Genomic DNA, 18949 nt, shown 5'->3' with positions numbered 1-18949 from the left:
TGGTCGAGTTGGCTGACCAGGTACTGATAGAGCGCCAACTCGGTCACGGCGCCGATACCGAGGCAGGCCACGGTGAGCAGCGCGACCTGGCCGGCGAGCAGTCGGGCCCGCAGCGACCAACTGCGGCGGGTGCCGGCTCGCAGCGATTCAGCCGGCCGGCTTGAGGACATACCCGGCGCCGCGCAGCGTGTGGATCATCGGCTCTCGACCGTTGTCGATCTTCTTGCGCAGATAGGAGATGTAGAGCTCGACGATGTTGGCCCGGCCGCCGAAGTCGTAGTCCCATACCCGATCCAGGATCTGCGCCTTGGACAGCACCCGCCTGGCGTTGTGCATCAGGTAGCGCAACAGCTCGAATTCGGTGGAGGTCAGGGTGATCGGGTCGCCGCCGCGCGTCACCTCGTGGGAGTCCTCGTCGAGCACCAGGTCACCGACGACGATCTGCGCCCCGGCCTCGGCGGTGCTGACCCCGGTGCGCCGCAGCAGCGCCCGCAACCGCAACACCACCTCTTCGATGCTGAACGGCTTGGTGACGTAGTCGTCGCCGCCGGCGGTCAGTCCGGCGATGCGGTCCTCCAGCGCGTCCTTGGCGGTCAGGAACAGCACCGGCAACCGCGGGCTGATCTCCCGCAGTTTGCGCAGTACGTCCAGCCCGCTCATGTCCGGCAGCATCACGTCGAGCACCACCACGTCGGGGCGTTCGGCTTTGGCCGCGGCGATCGCCGAAGCGCCGTCGCCCGCGGTCGCGGTGGTCCAGCCCTCGTAGCGCAGTGCCATCGACACCATCTCGGCCAGCACCGTCTCGTCGTCCACCACCAGCACGGTGATGGGCTTACCGTCGGCGCGCGCCATCACGACACGTTCCACCGATCCCCGTGGCGCAGTCATCGCGTTCCAGTATGTCGCCGGCGATGGGTCTTCCCTGTATCGACACTATGGCGGTGCTGTGAACCGATATCGTCGGTGCATGGCCCGCACCCCGCAGGAGATCTTCGACCACCACCTCCACGCACTACTCACCCGCGACGTCAACGACTTGCTGATCGACTACACCAACGACTCGGTGCTGATCACCGCCGCCGGCGTCGCCACAGGCCTCGACGGCATCAGGGCGGCGTTCAGCCAGCTCTCGGATGCGCTGGCCTCCGCGGTGTTCGACATCAAGTCGAAGACCTACCACGACGAGATCATGCTGCTGGAGTGGACGCTGGACTCGCCGGGGTTCCAGGTCGACGGCGTGGACACTTTCGTGTTCGGCGACGACTCGATCCGAGTGCAGACCATCTCCCAACTGGCACGCCCCAAGGGCTGAACACCGCATGGATCTGGAACCGGTAGCGCAATGGATGTCCGACCGGCAGCTCGGCGAAGGCCCGCTGTCCGACGTCACGGAACTGTCCGGCGGCACCCAGAACGTGATGTTGCGTTTCACCCGCTCGGGCCGCAGCTATGTGCTGCGACGCGGGCCGCTGCACCTGCGGCCGCGCAGCAATGACGTGATGCTGCGGGAGACCCGGGTGCTGGCCGCGCTGGCCGACACCGACGTGCCCCACCCGGGACTGATCGCGGTCTGCGACGACCCCACGGTGCTCGGTGACGCGGTGTTCTACCTGATGGAGCCGATCGACGGGTTCAACGCCAGCGGTGAGCTGCCCGAGTTGCACGCCAACGACCCCGCGGTGCGCTACGAGATGGGGTTGTCGATGGCCGACGCGCTGGCCAAGCTCGGCGCGGTCGACCACGTCGCGGTGGGGCTGGCCGACTACGGAAAGCCGGACGGCTTCCTGGAACGCCAAGTGCCGCGGTGGCTTTCCGAGCTGGACTCCTACCGGCAGTTCGAGAACTACCCCGGACCCGAGCTGCCCGGCCTCGACGAGGTCGCCGACTGGCTGCAGCGCAACGTGCCGGCGTCGTGGCAGCCCGGCATCCTGCACGGCGACTACCACGCGGCCAACGTGCTGTTCTCCCCCACCGGGCCGGAGGTCGCGGCGATCGTGGACTGGGAGATGTCGACCATCGGAGATCCGCTGCTGGACCTGGGCTGGCTGCTGGCCACCTGGCGCCAGGACGACGGGTCCAGCGTGTTCAGCCACACTCTGACCGGGATGGACAGCCTGGCCTCCACTGATGATCTGGTGCAGCGGTACGCCCAGGGCAGCTCCCGCGACCTGTCGCACATCGGCTGGTATGAGGTGATGGCCAGTTTCAAGCTGGCCATCGTGATCGAGGGAACGCTGGCACGGGCGTCGGCGGGCATGGCCCCGCAGGACGTCGGCGACCAATTGCACGAGGCCGCGGTGTGGCTGTTCGAGCGGGCGCAGACGCTGATAGCGGGCAAGACATGACCGGTCACCCCGATGCGGTCGACCAGATCGATGAGATCGACAGGATCGTTCAGGCCGATACCCGTCGGCTGGTCGACATCTTCAAGGACCTGCACCGCAATCCCGAGTTGGGCTTCCACGAGGTGCGCACCGCGCGGATCGTCGCGCAGGCGCTGGGCAACCTCGGATTCACGGTGACCACCGGCATCGGCCGCACCGGTGTGGTGGCCGTGTTGGCCAACGGCCCGGGGCCGGTGGTGATGTACCGCGCCGACATGGACGCGCTGCAGGTGCCGGAGGCCACCGGCCTGGACTACGCCAGCAGCGACCCCTCGCTGGGGCACATGTGCGGCCACGACGCGCACGTGACCTGGATGCTGGGGATGGCCAAGGTGCTCGCCGAGACCACCGGCTCCTGGTCGGGAACCGCGGTGCTGATCGGTCAGCCGGCCGAGGAGCTGATCGCCGGCGCGGCGGCCATGGTCGACGACGGCCTCTACGACGTGGCCCCGCCCCCGGACTCGTTCATCGCCCTGCACACCGCGCCGGTCCCGGTGGGCATGGTGGCCGCCGCGGGCGGTGAGCGGATGGCCGGCACCGACCAGCTCGAGATCGTGTTCCACGGCGTCGGCGGACACGGGTCGCTGCCGCAACTGGCCAAAGACCCCGTGTTGATGGCCGCCCAGGCCGTCGTGCAGTTCCAGGGCATCATCAGCCGCAGCATCGCCCCGAGCGAGGGCGCCGTGCTCACCGTCGGCTCCGTGCAGGCCGGCACCACCTATAACGTCATCCCGGACCAGGCGCGGCTGTTGGTCAACCTGCGCTGGTACCACCCGGAGGTGCGCGAGCAGCTGCTCAGCGGGATCCGGGCGATCAGCGAGGGCATCGCCCACAGCTTCAGCTTGCCCGACGCGCTGATGCCCGTCATCACCATGGGCGGCGGTTCCACCCCGCTGGTCAACGACGCGGATCTGACCGGCCGGCTGGCCGCCGCCCTGCGCGGTGCGCTCGGAGAGCACAACATCATCACCGAGCTGCCCGCGGTCTCGGCATCGGAAGACTGCCACCTGCTCAAGGGGCCGCACCGCGACGTGCCGCTGGCCTACTTGATGGTGGGTGTCGCCGATCCGCAGGTGTACGCCGAGGCGGCCGCGCGCGGTCAGCTGTTCCCCTACACCCCGCACTCCCCCGATTATGTCGTCGACCTCGCCGCGATCCCGGTGGGCGCCCGGATCGCGAGCCGGGCGATGCTCGAGCTACTGGCGACGGGTTAGGTTCCGCGACTGTTTCCGTACTTCCGTTATGATCGAATCATTGTGTAGTCTACGAATCCGTGCTAAGGTTTATTGCTGTGGACGATCGTCACAAAGACCCAACCGTGGTGCTGCCCTACCTCGTCGGCAGGCCGCTGGGCGCGACCGAGGTCTACGAGGCATTTGGTTACCGCAAGTCGGCCTACTACAAGGCGGCGCATGAGGGTCGGCTTATCAGTGCCGACAATCTGATCCGGGTTGCCAGGTACTTCGGGTTGAACCCCGTTGACCTGCAGGTCCGGTTCGGATTGATCGAGCATGATGCCGTCACCGAATATCTGGAATCGTCGTCGCGGCCGCTGCGCCTCGGCGATCTCAAGGCAGATCTCGACAAACCGCCGGTCTGAGCGGACCCGCGGGAAGTACCGTCGACGCATGACGTCGGCCTTTATCGGTGCCACCGTGCTGGTGGCGCTCTACAGCCTGTGGGTGCGCCGCGAAACCTGGTGGTCGCGCTGGGAGATCGGCATCACGCTGGCGATTGTGCTGGAGGTCTGCGCATTGGTGCTGATGTCACCGTGGGCGTCCACGGCGCTAGGGCCGACGGTGCACACCGTCACGCGGATATGGAACGTTCAGCAGTTGGTCGGTCACATCTGCTTCATCGTCGCGATCGCGGCCAACATCTATCACGTGCTGCCCCGGCTGGCGGACTTCGGCCGGGTCCGGCCGTTGTTCCGCCGGCACGTGGAATGGCCCGTGCGGCTCGGGCTGGTGGCGTTGGTGGCGGTCTTCATCGTCGCCGACGCCGATTACCGCCCGGACGGTCTGTCGACCGGCACCGACACCGGTGCCTGGGCCGCGATCTACTGGCTGCTGTTCTGCGGAATGCTGATCTACCTCTCCGGCTACGCGACACGGCTGCTGCTGATGGCGCGATCCGATCCCCGGGCCAGGGAGACCGTGGAGCTCTACACCGCCTCGGCGGCGTTCGCGCTGGCCGCTCTGGTGGCCCAGTTGAGCACCACCTGGAGCAACGCCGATGCCAGCCAACTGGTCTGGCCGTGCGTGTGCATCTCCGTGGTCATCTTCGCCTACGGCTCTGCCCGCTCGTGGCAGGCGAAGGCGGCGTGGTTCGCCGCCCGCGCTCGACCGGTCAAGGAGCCCAACCCGCCACCAGCGCTTTCGTGAGAGTGCGTGATGACGTCAGGATTCATCGCCGCCACATTGGCGCTCATCGCTTACAGCTCTTGGATACGTCGCGATACCTGGTGGTCGCGGTGGGAGGTCGCCGCCTCACTGGCGCTGGTGCTGGAAGGTGCTGCGCTGCTGTTGATGTCGCCGTGGGGCGCCCCCGCGATCGGACCGCTGCTGTACCGCGTACTGGGGGCGTGGAACGTTCAGCAGATGCTCGGCCACTTCTGCCTGATCGTGGCTGTCAGTGCGAACGTGTATCACATGCTGGTGCGACTCGCCGATCCCGATCAGGTGCGCTCGATCATGCGCCGCCACCTGATGCCGCCGGTGCTGCTCGGCATCGGGCTGATGGCACCCTCGTATCTGCTCGCCGACCAGGAGTACCACCCGGACATGTTCGCCGCCGCAAGCAATGATCCCTGGCTGACCGTCTACAAACTGGTGGGCTCCGCCCTGGTGATCTACCTCAGCGGCTACGTCAGCCGGCTGATGCTGATGCTGCGGAAGGATCCGCGGGCTAAGTCCACCATCGACCTCTACCTGGTGTCGATGACATTCGCCACCGCGGCCTGTCTGATCGTGGTCGGTGCGGCATGGGGCGGCCGTGCCGATGCCGGTCCGGCGATCTGGGCCTGCATCTGCTTGTCGGTGGGAACCTTCGCGTTCGGGTCGGCGCGATCGTGGCAGGCGAAGAGCGCATGGTTCACCTCGGGGGGCGGCACGGCGATCGGCGCGCAATGACGTCGGCGTTCATCACCGCCACACTGGCGGTGATCCTGTACAGCCTGTGGGTTCGTCGCGACACCTGGTGGTCCCGGTGGGAGGCTGCCGCCACCTTCGCCATCGCGGCGGAGGGATGCGCACTGGTGTTGCTGTCGCCGTGGGCCGGCGCCGAACTGGGGCCGCGGCTGTACCACTGGCTGGGGCTGTGGAACGTCCAGCACCTGCTCGGCAGCCTCGTCCTGATCATGGCGGTGATCGCGAACATCTACCACATGATGGTGCGACTCGCCGATCCCGACCAGGTGCGGCCGCTCATGCGCAGACACCTGCAGCTGCCGCTGGGGCTGGCTGTCGCGGTGCTGCTGGTCACTTTCGTCAAACTCGAGCGGGGCCACGAGCCCGACATGTTCGCCAACCTGACCGGCAACGGCTGGTGGCTGACCGCCTACGAGGTGGCCGCGTGCTGGATCGTGCTCTACTTGAGCGCCTACGTCGGGCGGCTGATGCTGGCGCTACGGCGCGATCCCCGCGCAAGGACCACGGTCAACCTGTACCTGGCATCGATGTCGTTCACGGTGCTGGCATGCCTGATCGCGATCGTCTCGATCTGGGCCGGCGGCTATGCCGGGCCGGCGATCTGGGGCTGCATCTGCCTATCGGTGATGATCTTCGCCTACGGGCTGGCGCGATCCTGGAAGGCCAAGCAGGCCTGGTTCTCGCCGGGCGCCTCCGCGCAGAGATGATCGGGGGGCGCTCGGCGGGTTGACGCTGCACTCAGGACGGTGGCCGCCGGCGCTTTCTCGCCGTAGCCGCAGCGGAGGAAAATAAGTGCGCCCGAAGGGATTCGAACCCCCAACCTTCTGATCCGTAGTCAGATGCTCTATCCGTTGAGCTACGGGCGCCTGTCTTCAATTGTCGGTCGAGCAAGCCCGGCCGTGGCGGAGGCGAGAGGATTTGAACCTCCGGTCCCCCGTTAAGGGGACAACTCATTAGCAGTGAGTCCCATTCGGCCGCTCTGGCACGCCTCCTCGAACTTGTCGAGGGTACCGGATCGATGCCCGAGCTTCTAAACCGCGGGTTCATGCGGCGGTTCCAGCTTCGGCTCTCCTCCGTCGAGCCTCGCTAAACCGCCGGTTCATACGGCCCACATATGCTGTGGTCCGTGACCGTCCGCCTGCGCCCCGAGATCGCCGCACTGCCGGCCTACGTCGAGGGCAAGACGGTACCGGGATCGATCAAGCTGGCCAGCAACGAGACGGTGCCGGAGCCGCTGCCCAGCGTGGTCAAGGCCGTCGAGGCCGCCCTGGCCGGCATCAACCGCTACCCCGACAACGGCTACGCGACGCTGCGCGCCCGGTTGGCCAGCCACGTCGGCTTCGCCCCCGAGCAGGTGGCGGCCGGCTGCGGGTCGGTGAGCCTGTGCCAGCAACTCATCCAGATCAGCTCCGGCGCCGGCGACGAGGTGGTGTTCGGCTGGCGCAGCTTCGAGATCTACCCGTTGCAGGTGCGCACCGCCGGCGCCGTCCCGGTGCAGGTGCCGCTGCGTGATCACACCTACGACCTGGACGCGATGCTGGCCGCCATCACCGAGCGCACCCGGCTGATCTTCATCTGCAATCCGAACAACCCCACCTCCACCGTCGTGCACCCCGACGCGCTGGCGCGGTTCGTGGCGGCGGTGCCGCCGCACATCCTGGTCGCCATCGACGAGGCGTACGTGGAGTACATCCGCGATCCCATGACGCCCGACAGCCTGGGCCTGGCCCGCGACCACCCCAATGTGGTTGTGCTGCGAACCTTTTCCAAGGCCTACGGGCTGGCGGGCCTGCGGCTGGGCTATGCGGTCGGCGATCCGGAGATCATCACCGCACTGGGCAAGGTCTACGTGCCGTTCACCGTGTCCAGCGTGGCGCAGGTCGCCGGGATCGCCTCGATGGACGCCGGTGACGAACTGCTGGCCCGCACCGACGCGGTGGTCGCCGAGCGGGCCCGGGTCGCCGCGGCGCTGCGTGAGGCCGGGTTCGAGCTGCCGGATTCGCAGGCCAACTTCGTGTGGCTGCCGCTGGCGGCGCGCACCGCGGACTTCGTGGCCGCCGCCGCGGACGCCCGCATCGTGGTACGCCCCTACGGCCAAGACGGGGTCCGGGTGACCATCGGCGCGCCGGAGGAGAACGACGCGCTGTTACGGTTCGCTCAGGACTGGATCTGACGAGGAGATCTATGCACGCCACCGCAACCGCCACTGTCGCCGCGCCCGCATCCCGGGTGTGGGAGGTGCTCTCCGACTACGAGGGCATGTCCGCCTGGGCTCCCGGTCTGAAGATCACCGTGGTCCGGCCCGGGGCCCCCGAGCCCAACGGCGTCGGCGCCCAGCGGCGCATCCAGGCGGTGCCGGGGATGGCACCGCTGGTGGAGGAGATCACCGTGTTCGATCCCGGCCACCGGCTGAGCTACCGGGGGGTGTCGGGCATCCCGTTCCGCAACTACGTCGGCGACGTGGTGCTGCGCCCCGAGGGTTCCGGTACCCAGATCAGCTACACCGTCAGCGCCGACAACGGCCTGCCCGGGGTGGCCTCGGTGTTGGCCAACGTGTTGCTGTTCGGGCTCAAACGGGCCGTCAAGAAGGCCGGGAGGAGTTAGACGCATGAATGAGGACCTGGCCCGCAAGACGTTCACCGCGTTCAAGGAGCGCACCGACACCATCGCGGATGCCGAACTGGACGAGTTCTGGGCGGCACTGCCCCCGGCCACCCTCGATCAGCTGATCGGCGAGTGGCGCGGCGGCGAGTTCGTCACCGGCCACAAGATGAACGGGTTGTTGGAGAAGGCCCGCTGGTTCGGCAAGACGTTCAACTCGATCACCGACGTGCAGCCGCTGGTCTGCCTGGATGAGAACGGCAACAAGTTCTCCAACACCAAGCTCGGCAAGGGCGAGGCCAGCCTGTGGGCCGAGGAGTTCCGCGGCGAGGTGGTGGCCACCATGGTCTACGACGGCCAGCCCACCCACGACCACTTCAAGCGGGTCGACGACGACACCGTGTTCGGCATCATGAACGGCAAGGGCGTGCTCGATGAGGGCCGCTACTTCTACTTCTACCTCGAGCGGGTCTAACTCCACGATTGGTCGCCCCGGCGGGCGGGAACCCTGCGAGGCATGTCTACCTACCGAGTACTGAACCCGCACGGCGAGGTCGTGGGCACCAAGGACATCGCCAGCGCCGACGACGCGCACGCCTGGTTCGTCGACGTCAAGGCCGACAACACCGAACTGGGGTGGCGGATGGAGGTCGACCTCGACGGCCAGTGGCGGTTTTTCGACAGCACCGAAGGCGACCGCTCTTAAGCCACCGGCGGGCTGACCGCGATCAGCGGTACAGCACGAGCTCGGGCTCGGGCTCGCTAATGGCTGCGTGTCGGCGGTGCCGCAGTGAGGCGATGATCGTGGCGGCGAGCACGCCGACGATCACCAGCAGCGAGGTCCCGGTGCCGATCTCGATGCCGCCAACGCCCTGTTCGTGCATCGCGTGCATGATCAGCTTGATGCCGATGAAGCCGAGGATCACCGACAGGCCGTGCGACAGGTACACCAGCCGGTCGAGCAGGCCGTCGATCAGGAAGTAGAGCTGCCGCAGACCCAGCAGCGAAAACGCCGTGGCGGTGAACACGATGTAAGTGTTCTGCGTCAGGCCGAAGATCGCCGGGATCGAGTCCAGCGCGAAGATCACATCGGTGCCGGCGATCGCCAGCATGACCAGCAGCATCGGGGTGATTACCCAGCGCCCGCCGATCCGGGTGAACAACCGGTCGCCGTCATAACGCGCGCTGGTGGGCACCACCTTCTTCGCCAGCCCGACGATGACATCGGGGGTTCGGTGGGCCTCCTCTTGGCGGCCCGACCTGAGCATGTTGCCCGCCGCCAGCAGAAGGAACAGGCCGAAGAAGTAGAAAACCCAGGCGAAACGGTTGATCAGCGCGGCACCGAGCAAGATGAAACCGGCCCGCGCGGCCAAAGCCATGACGATCCCGAACAGCAGCACCTTCTGCTGGTCGGCACGAGGCACCCGGAAGCTGGCGATGATGACCAGGAATACGAACAGGTTGTCGACCGACAGCGCCTTCTCGGTCACGTAGCCGGCGAAGTACTCCGAACCCGCGTCCACGCCGCCGAAGATCAGCATGCCGAACCCGAACAGCACCGCCACGCCGACGTAGCCGGCGGACCAGCCGGCGGCTTCTCGCAGCGTCGGGATATGGGCCCTGCGGACGTGGAACACGTAGTCGAATGTGAGCAATCCGACTAGGCCGACGATCGTCAGCCCCCATAACCACCCCGAAGTGTGCATGTCCTGACCACGGTAGCCACGTTCGGCGACACCGGGCTGGCGCGCAGGTTGCCGGCCGGTGAATGCGCTCAACCGGCGGCGCCGCTCGCACGCTACCGTCTGGGGTATGGCCGAGACCTATGAATCCGTCACCGTCGAGATCTCCGAGCACGTCGCCCGGGTCACGCTGATCGGGCCGGGCAAGGGCAACGCGATGGGTCCGGCGTTCTGGTCGGAGCTGCCGGTGGTGTTCACCCGACTGGACACCGATCGTGATGTGCGGGCGATCGTGCTGACCGGGTCGGGCAAGAACTTCAGCTACGGGCTGGACCTGGCCGCGATGGGCGGCACCATGACCCCGATGCTGGCCGAGGGGGCGCTGGCCCGGCCGCGGGCGGACTTCCACCGCGAACTGCAAAGCATGCAGGCCGCGATCAGCGCCGTCGCCGACTGCCGCACCCCGACGATCGCCGCGGTGCAGGGCTGGTGCATCGGCGGTGGGGTCGACCTGATCTCGGCGGTCGACATCCGTTACGCGTCGGCCGACGCCAAGTTCAGCGTGCGCGAGGTCAAGCTGGCCATCGTCGCCGACGTCGGCAGCCTGGCCCGGCTGCCGCTGATCCTGTCCGACGGGCACCTGCGGGAGCTGGCGCTGACCGGCAAGGACATCGACGCGGCCCGGGCGGAGAAGATCGGCCTGGTCAACGACGTCTATGCCGATGCCGAGGCGTGCCTGGCCGCCGCGCACGCCACCGCGGCCGAGATCGCCGCCAACCCGCCGCTGACCGTCGCCGGGGTCAAAGACGTGCTCGACCAGCAGCGCACCGACCGGGTGGCGGCCAGTTTGCGCTACGTGGCGGCGTGGAACTCGGCCTTCTTGGCGTCCAAGGACCTGATGGAGGGCATCGGCGCCATCATGGGCAAACGCAAGCCCGAGTTCACCGGCGAGTGATGGCCTGGGTGCTGCTGCTGGGGGCCATCGGATTCGAGGTCGCCGGGACGCTGTCGTTGCGGGCCTCCGACGGCTTCAGCCGGCTCGGCTGGGCGGTCCCGGTGGTGGTCGGCTACCTGCTGTCGTTTGCGTTGCTGGCGGTCGTGCTGAAGCGGGGCATCCCGGTCGGGGTGGCCTACGGGGTGTGGTCGGGCGTCGGGGTGGCGCTGACGGCGGTGCTGGCGAGATTTCTGTTCGATGACCCGTTCACGGCGGTGATGGCCGGCGGGGTGGTGCTGATCGGGGCCGGGGTGTTCTTGCTGGAATACGGGGCGCACGCATGACCTCCGAGCTGACTCACCGCCAGCCCGCGCTGGCCGACGTCGTCGCCACGCTCGACGTCGACCGCATCGACGACGAGCACTTCCTGGCCACCCAACTCGACAACCCGCAGCATCACATCGTCGGGGGGCACATCGCCGGCCAGGCGCTGATGGCGGCGGCCCGCACCGCCCCGGGGCGCGTGCCGCACAGCATGCACGCCTACTACGTGCGGGCCGGGGACGCCCGCCGCCCGGTCGACCTGCACGTCGAGGTGGCGCGCGACGGCGGCACACTGTCCACCCGGCAGGTCACCGCCCGCCAGGACGGCCAGATCCTGCTGGAGGTGCTGTCCTCGTTCAGCGCCGACGTCGACGCGCCGTCGTATCAGCAGTCGATGCCGGATGTGCCCGACCCGGAATCGCTGCCGACATTGCAACAGCAGCTGGCGGACTACGCCGGCGAGCTGGGCGGCTACTGGGTCCAGCCGCACCCTTTCGACCAGCGCTACATCGACCCACCGCCGCGGCTGGCCCTGGAACTCCCCGAGCCGTCACCGCGAATCCGGTTGTGGTGGAAGCCTTCCGAGCCGGTTCCGGCCGACCCGGCACTGCACAGCGCACTGCTGACCTACTTGTCGGGCACCAAGATGGTCGAGACCGCGGTGACCATGCGGCGAGCCACGGTAGCCAGCGCGTTCAACGCGCTGATCGATCATGCACTGTGGTTTCAGCGGCCCGTGGAGCTGTCCGATTGGGTGCTGTCGGACCAGTTCTCGCCCAGCGGCGTCGCCGGGCGCGGGCTGGCGACCTCCACGATGTATAACCGGGCCGGACAGCTGGTCTGCGTTGCCACGCAGGAACTGTACTTCGGCCGGGGGCCGCGACGCTGAGGAGCGCTTGCGGCCGGCGCACGTAACCTGACGAGCATGACACCCGAAGGCACCATCCGTGTTCCCGACGATCTCGATGCCGTCACCGCGATCGGCGACGAGGATCACTCGGGTATCGACCCGGCGGCCGTGGACCGGATCTGGCAGAGCGCCCGGCACTGGTATCAGGCCGGACTGCATCCGGCCATCCAGTTGTGCCTGCGCCACAACGGGCGCGTGGTGCTCAACCGCGCGATCGGGCACGCGTGGGGCAACGGCCCGTCCGATCCCGCCGATGCCGAACTGATCCCGGTGGGAGTCGACACCCCGTTCTGTGTGTACTCGACCGCCAAGGCCATCACCAGCACGGTGCTGCACATGCTCGCCGAGCGCGGCGTGTTCAGCCTGGATGATCGTGTCAGCGACTACCTGCCCGATTACGGCCGACACGGCAAGTCCCGCACCACCATCCGGCACGTGATGACGCACAGCGCCGGTGTGCCGTTCGCCACCGGGCCCAAACCCGACCTCAACCGCGCCGACGATCCCGAGTACGCCCAGGCACAGCTGGCCAACCTGCGGCTGATCTACCCGCCGGGGTTCATGCACATGTATCACGCGCTGACCTGGGGGCCGCTGACCCGCGAGATCGTGCGCGCCGCCACCGGCAAGGACATCCGGGAGGTGCTGGCGACCGAGATCCTCGAACCACTGGGATTCCGGTGGACCAATTACGGTGTTGCACCGCAGGATATCCCGCTGGTGGCACCCAGCCACGCCACCGGAAAGCAACCGACCGGTGCGGCGGTAGCGGTGTTCCGCAAGGCGATCGGCGGATCGGTGTACGAGATCATCCCGGTCACCAACAGTCCATTCTTCCTGACCACGGTGGTGCCGTCGTCCAACACCATCTCCACCGCGGACGAGTTGTCGCGGTTCGCCGAGATCTGGCGCCGGGGCGGGGAACTCGACGGGGTGCGGGTGGTCTCGCCGGAGACCATGGCCGCGGCCACCGCACAGTGTCGCCGGCTGCGGCCGGATGTGGCGACCGGCCTGGCGCCGTTGCGCTGGGGCACCGGTTTCATGTTGGGGTCGAAGCGGTTCGGGCCGTTCGGCCGCGGCGCACCGGCCGCGTTCGGGCATCTCGGGCTGGTCAACTGCGCCATCTGGACCGACCCGGAGCGGGGCCTGTCGGCCGGGTTGATCTCCAGCGGCAAGCCGGGCCAGGACCCGGAGGTCAAGCGCTACCGCGCACTGATGGACCGGATCACCGGCGAGATCCCGCGGCTTCGCTGACGCTGCGTCCAGAGCTTCGTTGACGCTGCGCCCCGGGGCGAGCAAGTGCGAGTAGGCCGCGCCGTGGGCGCAGTGTCAACGCCCGAGTGGATGCGCCCGGGGCGCGGCGCAGCCGTAATTCGGGTAGCGCAGCGCCGATTATCGATAATTCCTATAGTTGGTCGATGGAGCTGCGGCACCTCACATACCTGCTGGCGGTCGCCGACCACCAGAATTTCACGCGGGCCGCCGAGGCGCTGCACGTCTCCCAGCCGACGCTGTCGCAGCAGATCAAGCAGCTCGAGCGCACCCTGGGTGTGGCGTTGTTCGACCGGTCCGGGCGCACCGTCCGCCTCACCGACGCCGGAGCGGCCTATGTGCACCATGCCCGGCTGGCGATGCGTGATCTGCAGGCCGGCGCGCGGGCCGTGCACGACGTCCGGGATCTGTCCCGCGGCCACCTGCGGATCGCGGTCACACCGACGTTCACCGCGTACCTGGTCGGCGTGCTCACCCACAGTTTCCGGGTGGCCCACCCCGGCATCAGGGTGACCGTCCTGGAGACCAACCAGGATCGGGTCGAGGCCGATCTGCTGGCGGATCGGCTCGACCTGGGGATCGGCTTCGACGGCCAGCACGCTGCCGGAATCGAGAGTCGCACACTGTTCACCGAAACGCTGTGCCTGGTGGTCGGCACGGATCATCCGTTGGGGACGGCGACCACGACGGTGCCGATCTCCGCACTGGCCGACGAGCCGCTCGGCCTGCTCAGTTCGGACTTCGCCACGCGCAAGCACGTGGACGAGTATTTCGCCGAACACCAGGTACAGCAGCACATCGCGATCGAATCGAACTCGATCAGCGCGTTGCTGGAGTTGGTGCGCCGCAATGTCGTGGCCACGGTGTTGCCCGACGCAATCACCCGCGAACGCGCTGATCTGCACCCGGTGCCGCTGCAACCACCGCTGCCGGCGCGCACCGTGCAACTGCTGCAGCGGGCCGGCGTCTACCGGTCCGCGGCGACACGAGCGTTCACCGAGACGCTCGACACTGTGGTGGCCGCACGACAGGGCCCGACCGGCAGCTATTGATCTAACCAATAGTTCGACGTGGGTCTGCGTATTGGACACCATGGTCACCGCCATCCCATGCTGAATGTCGGCTGAGTAAACGGTTTTCAAACAACTGGAAAACGTCGAGCACGAGAAAGGCAGGGTCACCACTTGATGACGAGCACCCTCTACGACGACCCCACCAGCGCTCCGGGGTTGGCCCAACTCGAGCAGACATTGGACATCGACCGCCACCACCGCGTGGCGGTGATCAACGCCCCCGCCGATTCCATGCTGCGGCTGCTGCCGAACAGTCGCGCGAATCCCGGCCACGCCGACGTGGTCATCGCGTTCGCCACCCGGCGGGTGGACCTGGCGTTTCTGCGTGCGGCCTACCACGCGGCCGGCTCCGGCCGCATCGCATGGGTGGTCTACTGCGAACCCGGCCAGCCGGGCACCGATCTGCGCTGGGAGTGGTTTCTCGCCGCGTTGCGCCAGTACGGCGTCGGAGCGGTGCGACATGTCCGGATAGACCAGGGCTGGTCGGCGGTGCTGCTGCAGCGGCGGCGCAGCGGTGAAGCGGAGCCCGGTCTGGTGGGCTGAGCGAAGCACCGCCGGCCAGCTCGTGTCGCGTTCGCGCGACGCGGTGGTCGGCACTCGACCCGAGCAGATCACCCCGGCCAACCGCCGGGGTGATCTGTTAGCGATGACGCGAGATAGCGCCCCACGGGGTGCACCCGGGGGATCCGTCGGCCAAGTGGCGGTTGCGCGCGGAGATAGCGACACTTAGCCTATAAGTGTCGCTATCATGGGGGTATGGCGACACTTGCTCCGCTGACATACGAGACACTGCAATGGCAGCCGAGTCTCGATCTCGGGTACGCCCGAAGCTCCCGTCGCCCAGCTCCCTACTCGGCTGCGGTCCCGGTCACCATCGCTGATCTGGATATTTCGTTGCCGCCGTCCGCTGACGCCGAGATGGAGGATGCCAGTCACGAGATCGCTCGCTTCGACGCCGAGCTTGGCGGTGAAATCGTGCCGTTCGCCTCGGTACTGTTGCGTTCGGAGTCGGCGGCCAGTTCCCGCATCGAGAATCTCACCGCCTCGGCTCGATCCATTGCCGAAGCCGAATTGTCGAACGGGAAGGGCAAGCCGAACGCCGAACTCATCGTGGCCAACACTGCCGCGATGCAGGCCGCGATCGAACTGTCGGCCACCATCACACCTGAGGCCATCCTGGCGATGCACGCGGCCTTGTTGAAAGGGCAGCCGCGGCACACGCCCGGACAGTGGCGAACCGAACCGGTGTGGATAGGGGGAGGCAATAGTCCGATCGCAGCTGAGTTCGTCCCTCCTGAGCACACCCGTGTGCCAGCGGCGATCGATGACCTGATCGCTTACGCGCAGCGCGGTGACGCTCCGCTGCTGGCACAGATTGCGATCACGCACGCCCAGTTCGAAACGATTCACCCGTTTACTGACGGCAACGGACGCACCGGGCGCGCACTGGTCCAGGCGATGTTGCGTAGCAAGGGCTTAACCCGCCAAGTCACCGTTCCAGTTTCGGCTGGCTTGCTCGCTGACACGGCGGGCTACATCGACGCGCTTACCGCGTACCGCCAGGGCGATGTCGTTCTCATTGTCGAGAAGTTCGCCCAGGCGAGCATCCGAGCCGTCGTCAACGGAAGACAACTGATCACCGAACTGCGCGATATACGGTCCAGCTGGAATGAACGGCTCACCGCACGATCGGACTCGGCCGTGTGGAAAGTCGCCGATCTTCTGACTCGACGCCCGGTCGTCAACGGTGTGTTGCTACGCGACGAACTCGGGCTGAGAACCGATCACCCGCGGCGCTATCTCGATCCCCTGGCTGAGGCTGGGATTGTCATCGAATCCTCGGGGCGGACACGCAACCGGATCTGGCGGGCACCGGAGGTCCTCCAAGCACTCGACGCATTCGCCGAGCGGGCGGGACGGCGCGGCTGATCCGCACCGCTGACGTGGTCTGGCACCTACATCCGACGGTATGACACCGCCCCGCCCCGTCGCCTGGATCGTCGCGCACCAGGACGAGTTCGCCGCGGCTTTCGAGAGCTACGTCCCGAAGCCGCGGGATCTCCGCGACCGGCACAGCTGATCCGCGCCGCGGTCCGGGCCGCATCCCGGGTCAGAGTCTTGAGGCGGCTTCCGAGCCTCGACCACTGACCCGGAAACCGTCCTCAACCGGCGGTGGCGGAGGGATTTGAACCCCCGGACGGTGTTAGCCGTCTCTCGCTTTCAAGGCGAGTGCATTAGGCCGCTCTGCCACGCCACCGCGGGAAATCGTACCCTGGCCACCATGCATGCCATCGTCGCCGAGTCCGCTGATGTGTTGTCCTGGCGGGAGGTTCCCGATCTCCAGCCCGGCCCCGGTGAGGTGCTGATCCGCGTCGCCGCGGCCGGGGTGAACCGCGCCGACCTGCTGCAGGCCGCCGGCAAGTACCCGCCGCCCCCGGGAGCCAGCGACACCATCGGGCTGGAGGTCTCCGGGGTGGTTGCTGCGCTGGGTGATGACGTCGCCGATTGGGCTGTCGGGCAAGATGTTTGCGCGTTGCTATCCGGCGGCGGCTACGCCGAGTACGTCGCGGTACCGGCGCCGCAGGTACTGCCGATTCCCGCGGGCGTGGATCTGCTGGACGCCGCCGGCCTGCCGGAGGTGGCCTGCACGGTCTGGTCGAACCTGGTGCAGACGGCGGGCCTGTCCGAGGGCCAGCAGTTGCTGGTGCACGGCGGGGCGAGCGGGGTCGGCAGTCACGCCATTCAGGTGGCCCGCCAGCTCGGGGCGTGGGTGGCCGTCACCGCCGGCTCGGAAGCCAAGCTGGCGCTCTGCCGCGAGCTGGGCGCCGAGGTCACCATCAACTATCACGACGAGGACTTCGTCGCGCGGATCCGCGAGGCCGGCGGCGCCGACGTGATCCTGGACATCATGGGCGCGGCGTATCTGGACCGCAATATCGATGCGCTGGCCAACGATGGGCGGCTGGTCATCATCGGCATGCAGGGTGGGGTCAAGGGCGAGCTCAACATCGGCAAGCTGATCGGCAAGCGCGCCGGGGTGATCGGCACCGCGCTGCGCGGCCGGCCGGTGGAGGGCCCGCGCGGCAAGGGCGCCGTCGTCGCAGCGGTGACCGACAAGGTGTGGCCGATGCTGGCCGACGGCCGCATCAAGCCGGTGATCGGCGCGCGGTTGCCGATCGAGCAGGCCGCCGACGCACATCGGCTGCTGGCATCGGGTGAGGTGACCGGGAAGGTCGTGCTGACCGTCTAGCGGCGCGAACCGGCACGGCCATGCACCAGGCGGTGGTCCACGCCGTTGAGTGCTACCTGCCCCAACGTGAGACAGCCGAGATCAAGGGTGCGAGACTCCGACGAGTTCCACTGTGGTGAGGCCGATCTGCCGCGAGCTGGGCGCCGAGGCGATCGGCACCGCGCTGCGCGGTCGGCCGGTGGTGGGCCCGCGCGGCAGGGCCGCCGTCGTCGCACCGGGGACCGAGAAGTGTGGCCGATGCCGGCCGATGGCCGCATCAAGCCGGTGATCGGCGCGCGGTTGCCGTGTTGACGGTCTAAAGCGGCGAGCGTGCGTCGAATGTCAGTTTGTGCGGCGTGTCGGCGTACAGACCCGCACGCTCGCGCGTGGACGTAGCATCATCGGTGAACCGATTGGCGACGGCGCTGCCGTCAACGGACTTTCAGGAGGCAAGTGTCATGGCGACCGAAACCACGTCGGCTACAACGGATTCGGGTGCGCCATGAGTACACGCATGCCGCGGCAGCGGGTTGATCTACCGGACGAGATTCTGATGGTTCCGCCGCCGCCGCTGCCGGTGTTCCCCGACCCGTACAGCGTGCGTTACGCCGATCCGGCCGGCGACGCCGAGTTGATCTCCGACTGGATGAACCGGCCGCATCTGGCGGAGACCTGGAACTACGCCTACCCGCCCGACCAATGGCGCCAGCACATGGAAGTCCAATACGGCGCCAACTATTCGCGGCCCTACGTCATCAGCATCGACGGCCGGCCGATGGCATACATGGAGCTGTTCCGGGCCGCACAAGATGATCTTGCCACCATCTACACCGCCGATCCCTATGATGTGGGGTTGCATATCGCCTTCGGCGAGTTCGACATGCTCAAACGCGGACACGGGATAATCCTGTTCAAAGCGCTCGTCGAGGGCGTGTTCGACGTCGAACCGCAGTGCCGACGGATCATCGGAGACACCAACGCCGACCCGAATTCCTACGGGCGCCGTGCCTGGGAACGGCGTCAGGGGGCATTCCTCGGCGAGCACTACATGGCCAAGTGGGATCAGCGGATCGCGGTGTTCGCGTGGCCGAGAACCCCCGACGACATCCCGGGCCATCACGAGACGCTGTAGCACGCCAGCCGCCGTAAACGAGGGCGGTGACGGATACCTCCATCCGTCACCGCCTTTGTTGTCGGTGCCGCCGGCCCAGCGACCGACCAGACCCGCGCCCGCTACAACTGGCCGAGTGCCCGGTCCGACAGCTGTCGGACCGGGCACTCGGTCGTTACGGGAAAACCCGTCCAGCGCGGGAGCTTACGGTGCGCCCACACCGCCGGCGCCGCCGACGCCGCCCTTACCGACGGTGCTGCTACCGCTGACGGCCTTGCTG

The 18949-nt window shown here is 67.6% G+C and carries 22 protein-coding genes and 3 tRNA genes; 20 read left to right on the top strand and 5 right to left on the bottom strand.

The window, feature by feature from the left end; translation table 11 throughout:
- Window positions 1–147: 147 nt before the first annotated feature.
- On the bottom strand, window positions 148–852 hold the full coding sequence (locus DQP56_RS15810; protein WP_112686973.1) for a response regulator transcription factor: 705 nt from the start codon (window positions 850–852) through the stop codon (window positions 148–150).
- Window positions 853–967: 115 nt separating this feature from the next.
- On the opposite strand from DQP56_RS15810, the gene DQP56_RS15805 reads away from it, so the two are divergent.
- From DQP56_RS15805 to DQP56_RS15775, 7 genes are all read left to right on the top strand, one after another.
- Window positions 968–1312, top strand: a complete 345-nt coding sequence (locus tag DQP56_RS15805) for a nuclear transport factor 2 family protein (protein WP_112686971.1) — start codon at window positions 968–970, stop codon at window positions 1310–1312.
- A gap of 7 nt (window positions 1313–1319) precedes the next feature.
- On the top strand, window positions 1320–2345 hold the full coding sequence (locus DQP56_RS15800; protein ID WP_112686969.1) for a phosphotransferase family protein: 1026 nt from the start codon (window positions 1320–1322) through the stop codon (window positions 2343–2345).
- A complete protein-coding gene (locus DQP56_RS15795; protein WP_112686967.1) occupies window positions 2342–3598 on the top strand; it encodes an amidohydrolase in 1257 nt (418 codons plus the stop codon). The genes DQP56_RS15800 and DQP56_RS15795 overlap by 4 nt, the downstream gene beginning before the upstream one ends.
- Before the next feature lie 77 nt (window positions 3599–3675).
- The gene (locus DQP56_RS15790) at window positions 3676–3984 is read left to right on the top strand and encodes a hypothetical protein (protein ID WP_013830967.1); all 309 of its coding nucleotides are present in this window, start codon (window positions 3676–3678) and stop codon (window positions 3982–3984) included.
- Between the two features lie 28 nt (window positions 3985–4012).
- Window positions 4013–4768, top strand: a complete 756-nt coding sequence (locus DQP56_RS15785) for a hypothetical protein (protein ID WP_112686965.1) — start codon at window positions 4013–4015, stop codon at window positions 4766–4768.
- Between the two features lie 6 nt (window positions 4769–4774).
- Complete coding sequence (locus tag DQP56_RS15780; protein ID WP_435673871.1) at window positions 4775–5515, top strand: hypothetical protein; 741 nt, start codon at window positions 4775–4777, stop codon at window positions 5513–5515.
- Entirely contained in the window at window positions 5512–6240 is a 729-nt protein-coding gene (locus DQP56_RS15775; protein WP_112686961.1) for a hypothetical protein, read from the top strand. The genes DQP56_RS15780 and DQP56_RS15775 overlap by 4 nt, the downstream gene beginning before the upstream one ends.
- Window positions 6241–6326: 86 nt before the next feature.
- On the opposite strand, the gene DQP56_RS15770 is transcribed toward DQP56_RS15775, so the two are convergent.
- A tRNA-Arg gene (locus tag DQP56_RS15770) sits at window positions 6327–6399 on the bottom strand.
- A 34-nt stretch (window positions 6400–6433) separates the two neighbouring features.
- Window positions 6434–6525 (bottom strand) — tRNA-Ser (locus DQP56_RS15765).
- Window positions 6526–6659: 134 nt separating this feature from the next.
- On the opposite strand from DQP56_RS15765, the gene hisC reads away from it, so the two are divergent.
- Genes hisC through DQP56_RS15745 form a run of 4 tightly spaced genes read left to right on the top strand, consistent with a single transcriptional unit; the run spans window position 6660 to window position 8840 of the window.
- Window positions 6660–7706, top strand: coding sequence for a histidinol-phosphate transaminase (gene hisC / locus DQP56_RS15760; RefSeq protein WP_112686975.1), 1047 nt, complete (start codon window positions 6660–6662; stop codon window positions 7704–7706).
- Between the two features lie 11 nt (window positions 7707–7717).
- On the top strand, window positions 7718–8137 hold the full coding sequence (locus DQP56_RS15755) for an SRPBCC family protein (RefSeq protein ID WP_112686959.1): 420 nt from the start codon (window positions 7718–7720) through the stop codon (window positions 8135–8137).
- 4 nt (window positions 8138–8141) lie between these two features.
- On the top strand, window positions 8142–8609 hold the full coding sequence (locus tag DQP56_RS15750) for a DUF4334 domain-containing protein (RefSeq protein WP_112686957.1): 468 nt from the start codon (window positions 8142–8144) through the stop codon (window positions 8607–8609).
- Window positions 8610–8651: 42 nt separating this feature from the next.
- Window positions 8652–8840: a hypothetical protein gene (locus DQP56_RS15745; protein WP_112686955.1), complete on the top strand. Its 189-nt coding sequence runs from the start codon at window positions 8652–8654 to the stop codon at window positions 8838–8840.
- Between the two features lie 22 nt (window positions 8841–8862).
- On the opposite strand, the gene DQP56_RS15740 is transcribed toward DQP56_RS15745, so the two are convergent.
- Window positions 8863–9840: a TerC/Alx family metal homeostasis membrane protein gene (locus tag DQP56_RS15740; protein ID WP_112686953.1), complete on the bottom strand. Its 978-nt coding sequence runs from the start codon at window positions 9838–9840 to the stop codon at window positions 8863–8865.
- 106 nt (window positions 9841–9946) lie between these two features.
- Here DQP56_RS15740 and DQP56_RS15735 point away from each other — a divergent pair, with 106 nt between their 5' ends.
- The 7 genes from DQP56_RS15735 (at window position 9947) to DQP56_RS15705 (ending at window position 16258) form a co-directional block, all read left to right on the top strand.
- Complete coding sequence (locus tag DQP56_RS15735) at window positions 9947–10771, top strand: crotonase/enoyl-CoA hydratase family protein (protein WP_112686951.1); 825 nt, start codon at window positions 9947–9949, stop codon at window positions 10769–10771.
- On the top strand, window positions 10771–11094 hold the full coding sequence (locus tag DQP56_RS15730) for a DMT family transporter (RefSeq protein WP_112686949.1): 324 nt from the start codon (window positions 10771–10773) through the stop codon (window positions 11092–11094). The genes DQP56_RS15735 and DQP56_RS15730 overlap by 1 nt, the downstream gene beginning before the upstream one ends.
- Window positions 11091–11963, top strand: a complete 873-nt coding sequence (locus tag DQP56_RS15725; protein ID WP_112686947.1) for an acyl-CoA thioesterase — start codon at window positions 11091–11093, stop codon at window positions 11961–11963. Before DQP56_RS15730 ends, DQP56_RS15725 begins: the two co-directional genes overlap by 4 nt.
- Before the next feature lie 36 nt (window positions 11964–11999).
- A complete protein-coding gene (gene lipE, locus DQP56_RS15720; RefSeq protein ID WP_112686945.1) occupies window positions 12000–13238 on the top strand; it encodes a lipase LipE in 1239 nt (412 codons plus the stop codon).
- Between the two features lie 164 nt (window positions 13239–13402).
- Entirely contained in the window at window positions 13403–14308 is a 906-nt protein-coding gene (gene cynR, locus DQP56_RS15715) for a transcriptional regulator CynR (protein WP_112686943.1), read from the top strand.
- 135 nt (window positions 14309–14443) lie between these two features.
- Complete coding sequence (locus DQP56_RS15710; protein ID WP_112686941.1) at window positions 14444–14872, top strand: hypothetical protein; 429 nt, start codon at window positions 14444–14446, stop codon at window positions 14870–14872.
- Window positions 14873–15085: 213 nt separating this feature from the next.
- On the top strand, window positions 15086–16258 hold the full coding sequence (locus DQP56_RS15705; RefSeq protein WP_112686939.1) for a Fic family protein: 1173 nt from the start codon (window positions 15086–15088) through the stop codon (window positions 16256–16258).
- 241 nt (window positions 16259–16499) lie between these two features.
- Here the strand turns inward: DQP56_RS15705 and DQP56_RS15700 are convergent.
- Window positions 16500–16586, bottom strand: a tRNA-Ser gene (locus DQP56_RS15700).
- Window positions 16587–16610: 24 nt separating this feature from the next.
- Between DQP56_RS15700 and DQP56_RS15695 the strand changes: the two genes are divergently transcribed.
- Together DQP56_RS15695 and DQP56_RS15685 are read left to right on the top strand one after the other, a co-directional pair.
- Window positions 16611–17579 carry an NAD(P)H-quinone oxidoreductase gene (locus tag DQP56_RS15695; protein WP_112686937.1) on the top strand — a complete coding sequence of 323 codons (969 nt, stop codon included), beginning with the start codon at window positions 16611–16613 and terminating at the stop codon, window positions 17577–17579.
- A gap of 481 nt (window positions 17580–18060) precedes the next feature.
- A complete protein-coding gene (locus DQP56_RS15685) occupies window positions 18061–18690 on the top strand; it encodes a GNAT family N-acetyltransferase (protein ID WP_112686935.1) in 630 nt (209 codons plus the stop codon).
- The last annotated feature ends 259 nt before the right edge of the window (window positions 18691–18949 follow it).

Source organism: Mycolicibacter senuensis, from assembly GCF_003284925.1.
Taxonomy (GTDB): Bacteria; Actinomycetota; Actinomycetes; order Mycobacteriales; family Mycobacteriaceae; genus Mycobacterium; species Mycobacterium algericum_A.
This window is presented reverse-complemented; position numbering and strand designations above follow the sequence as displayed.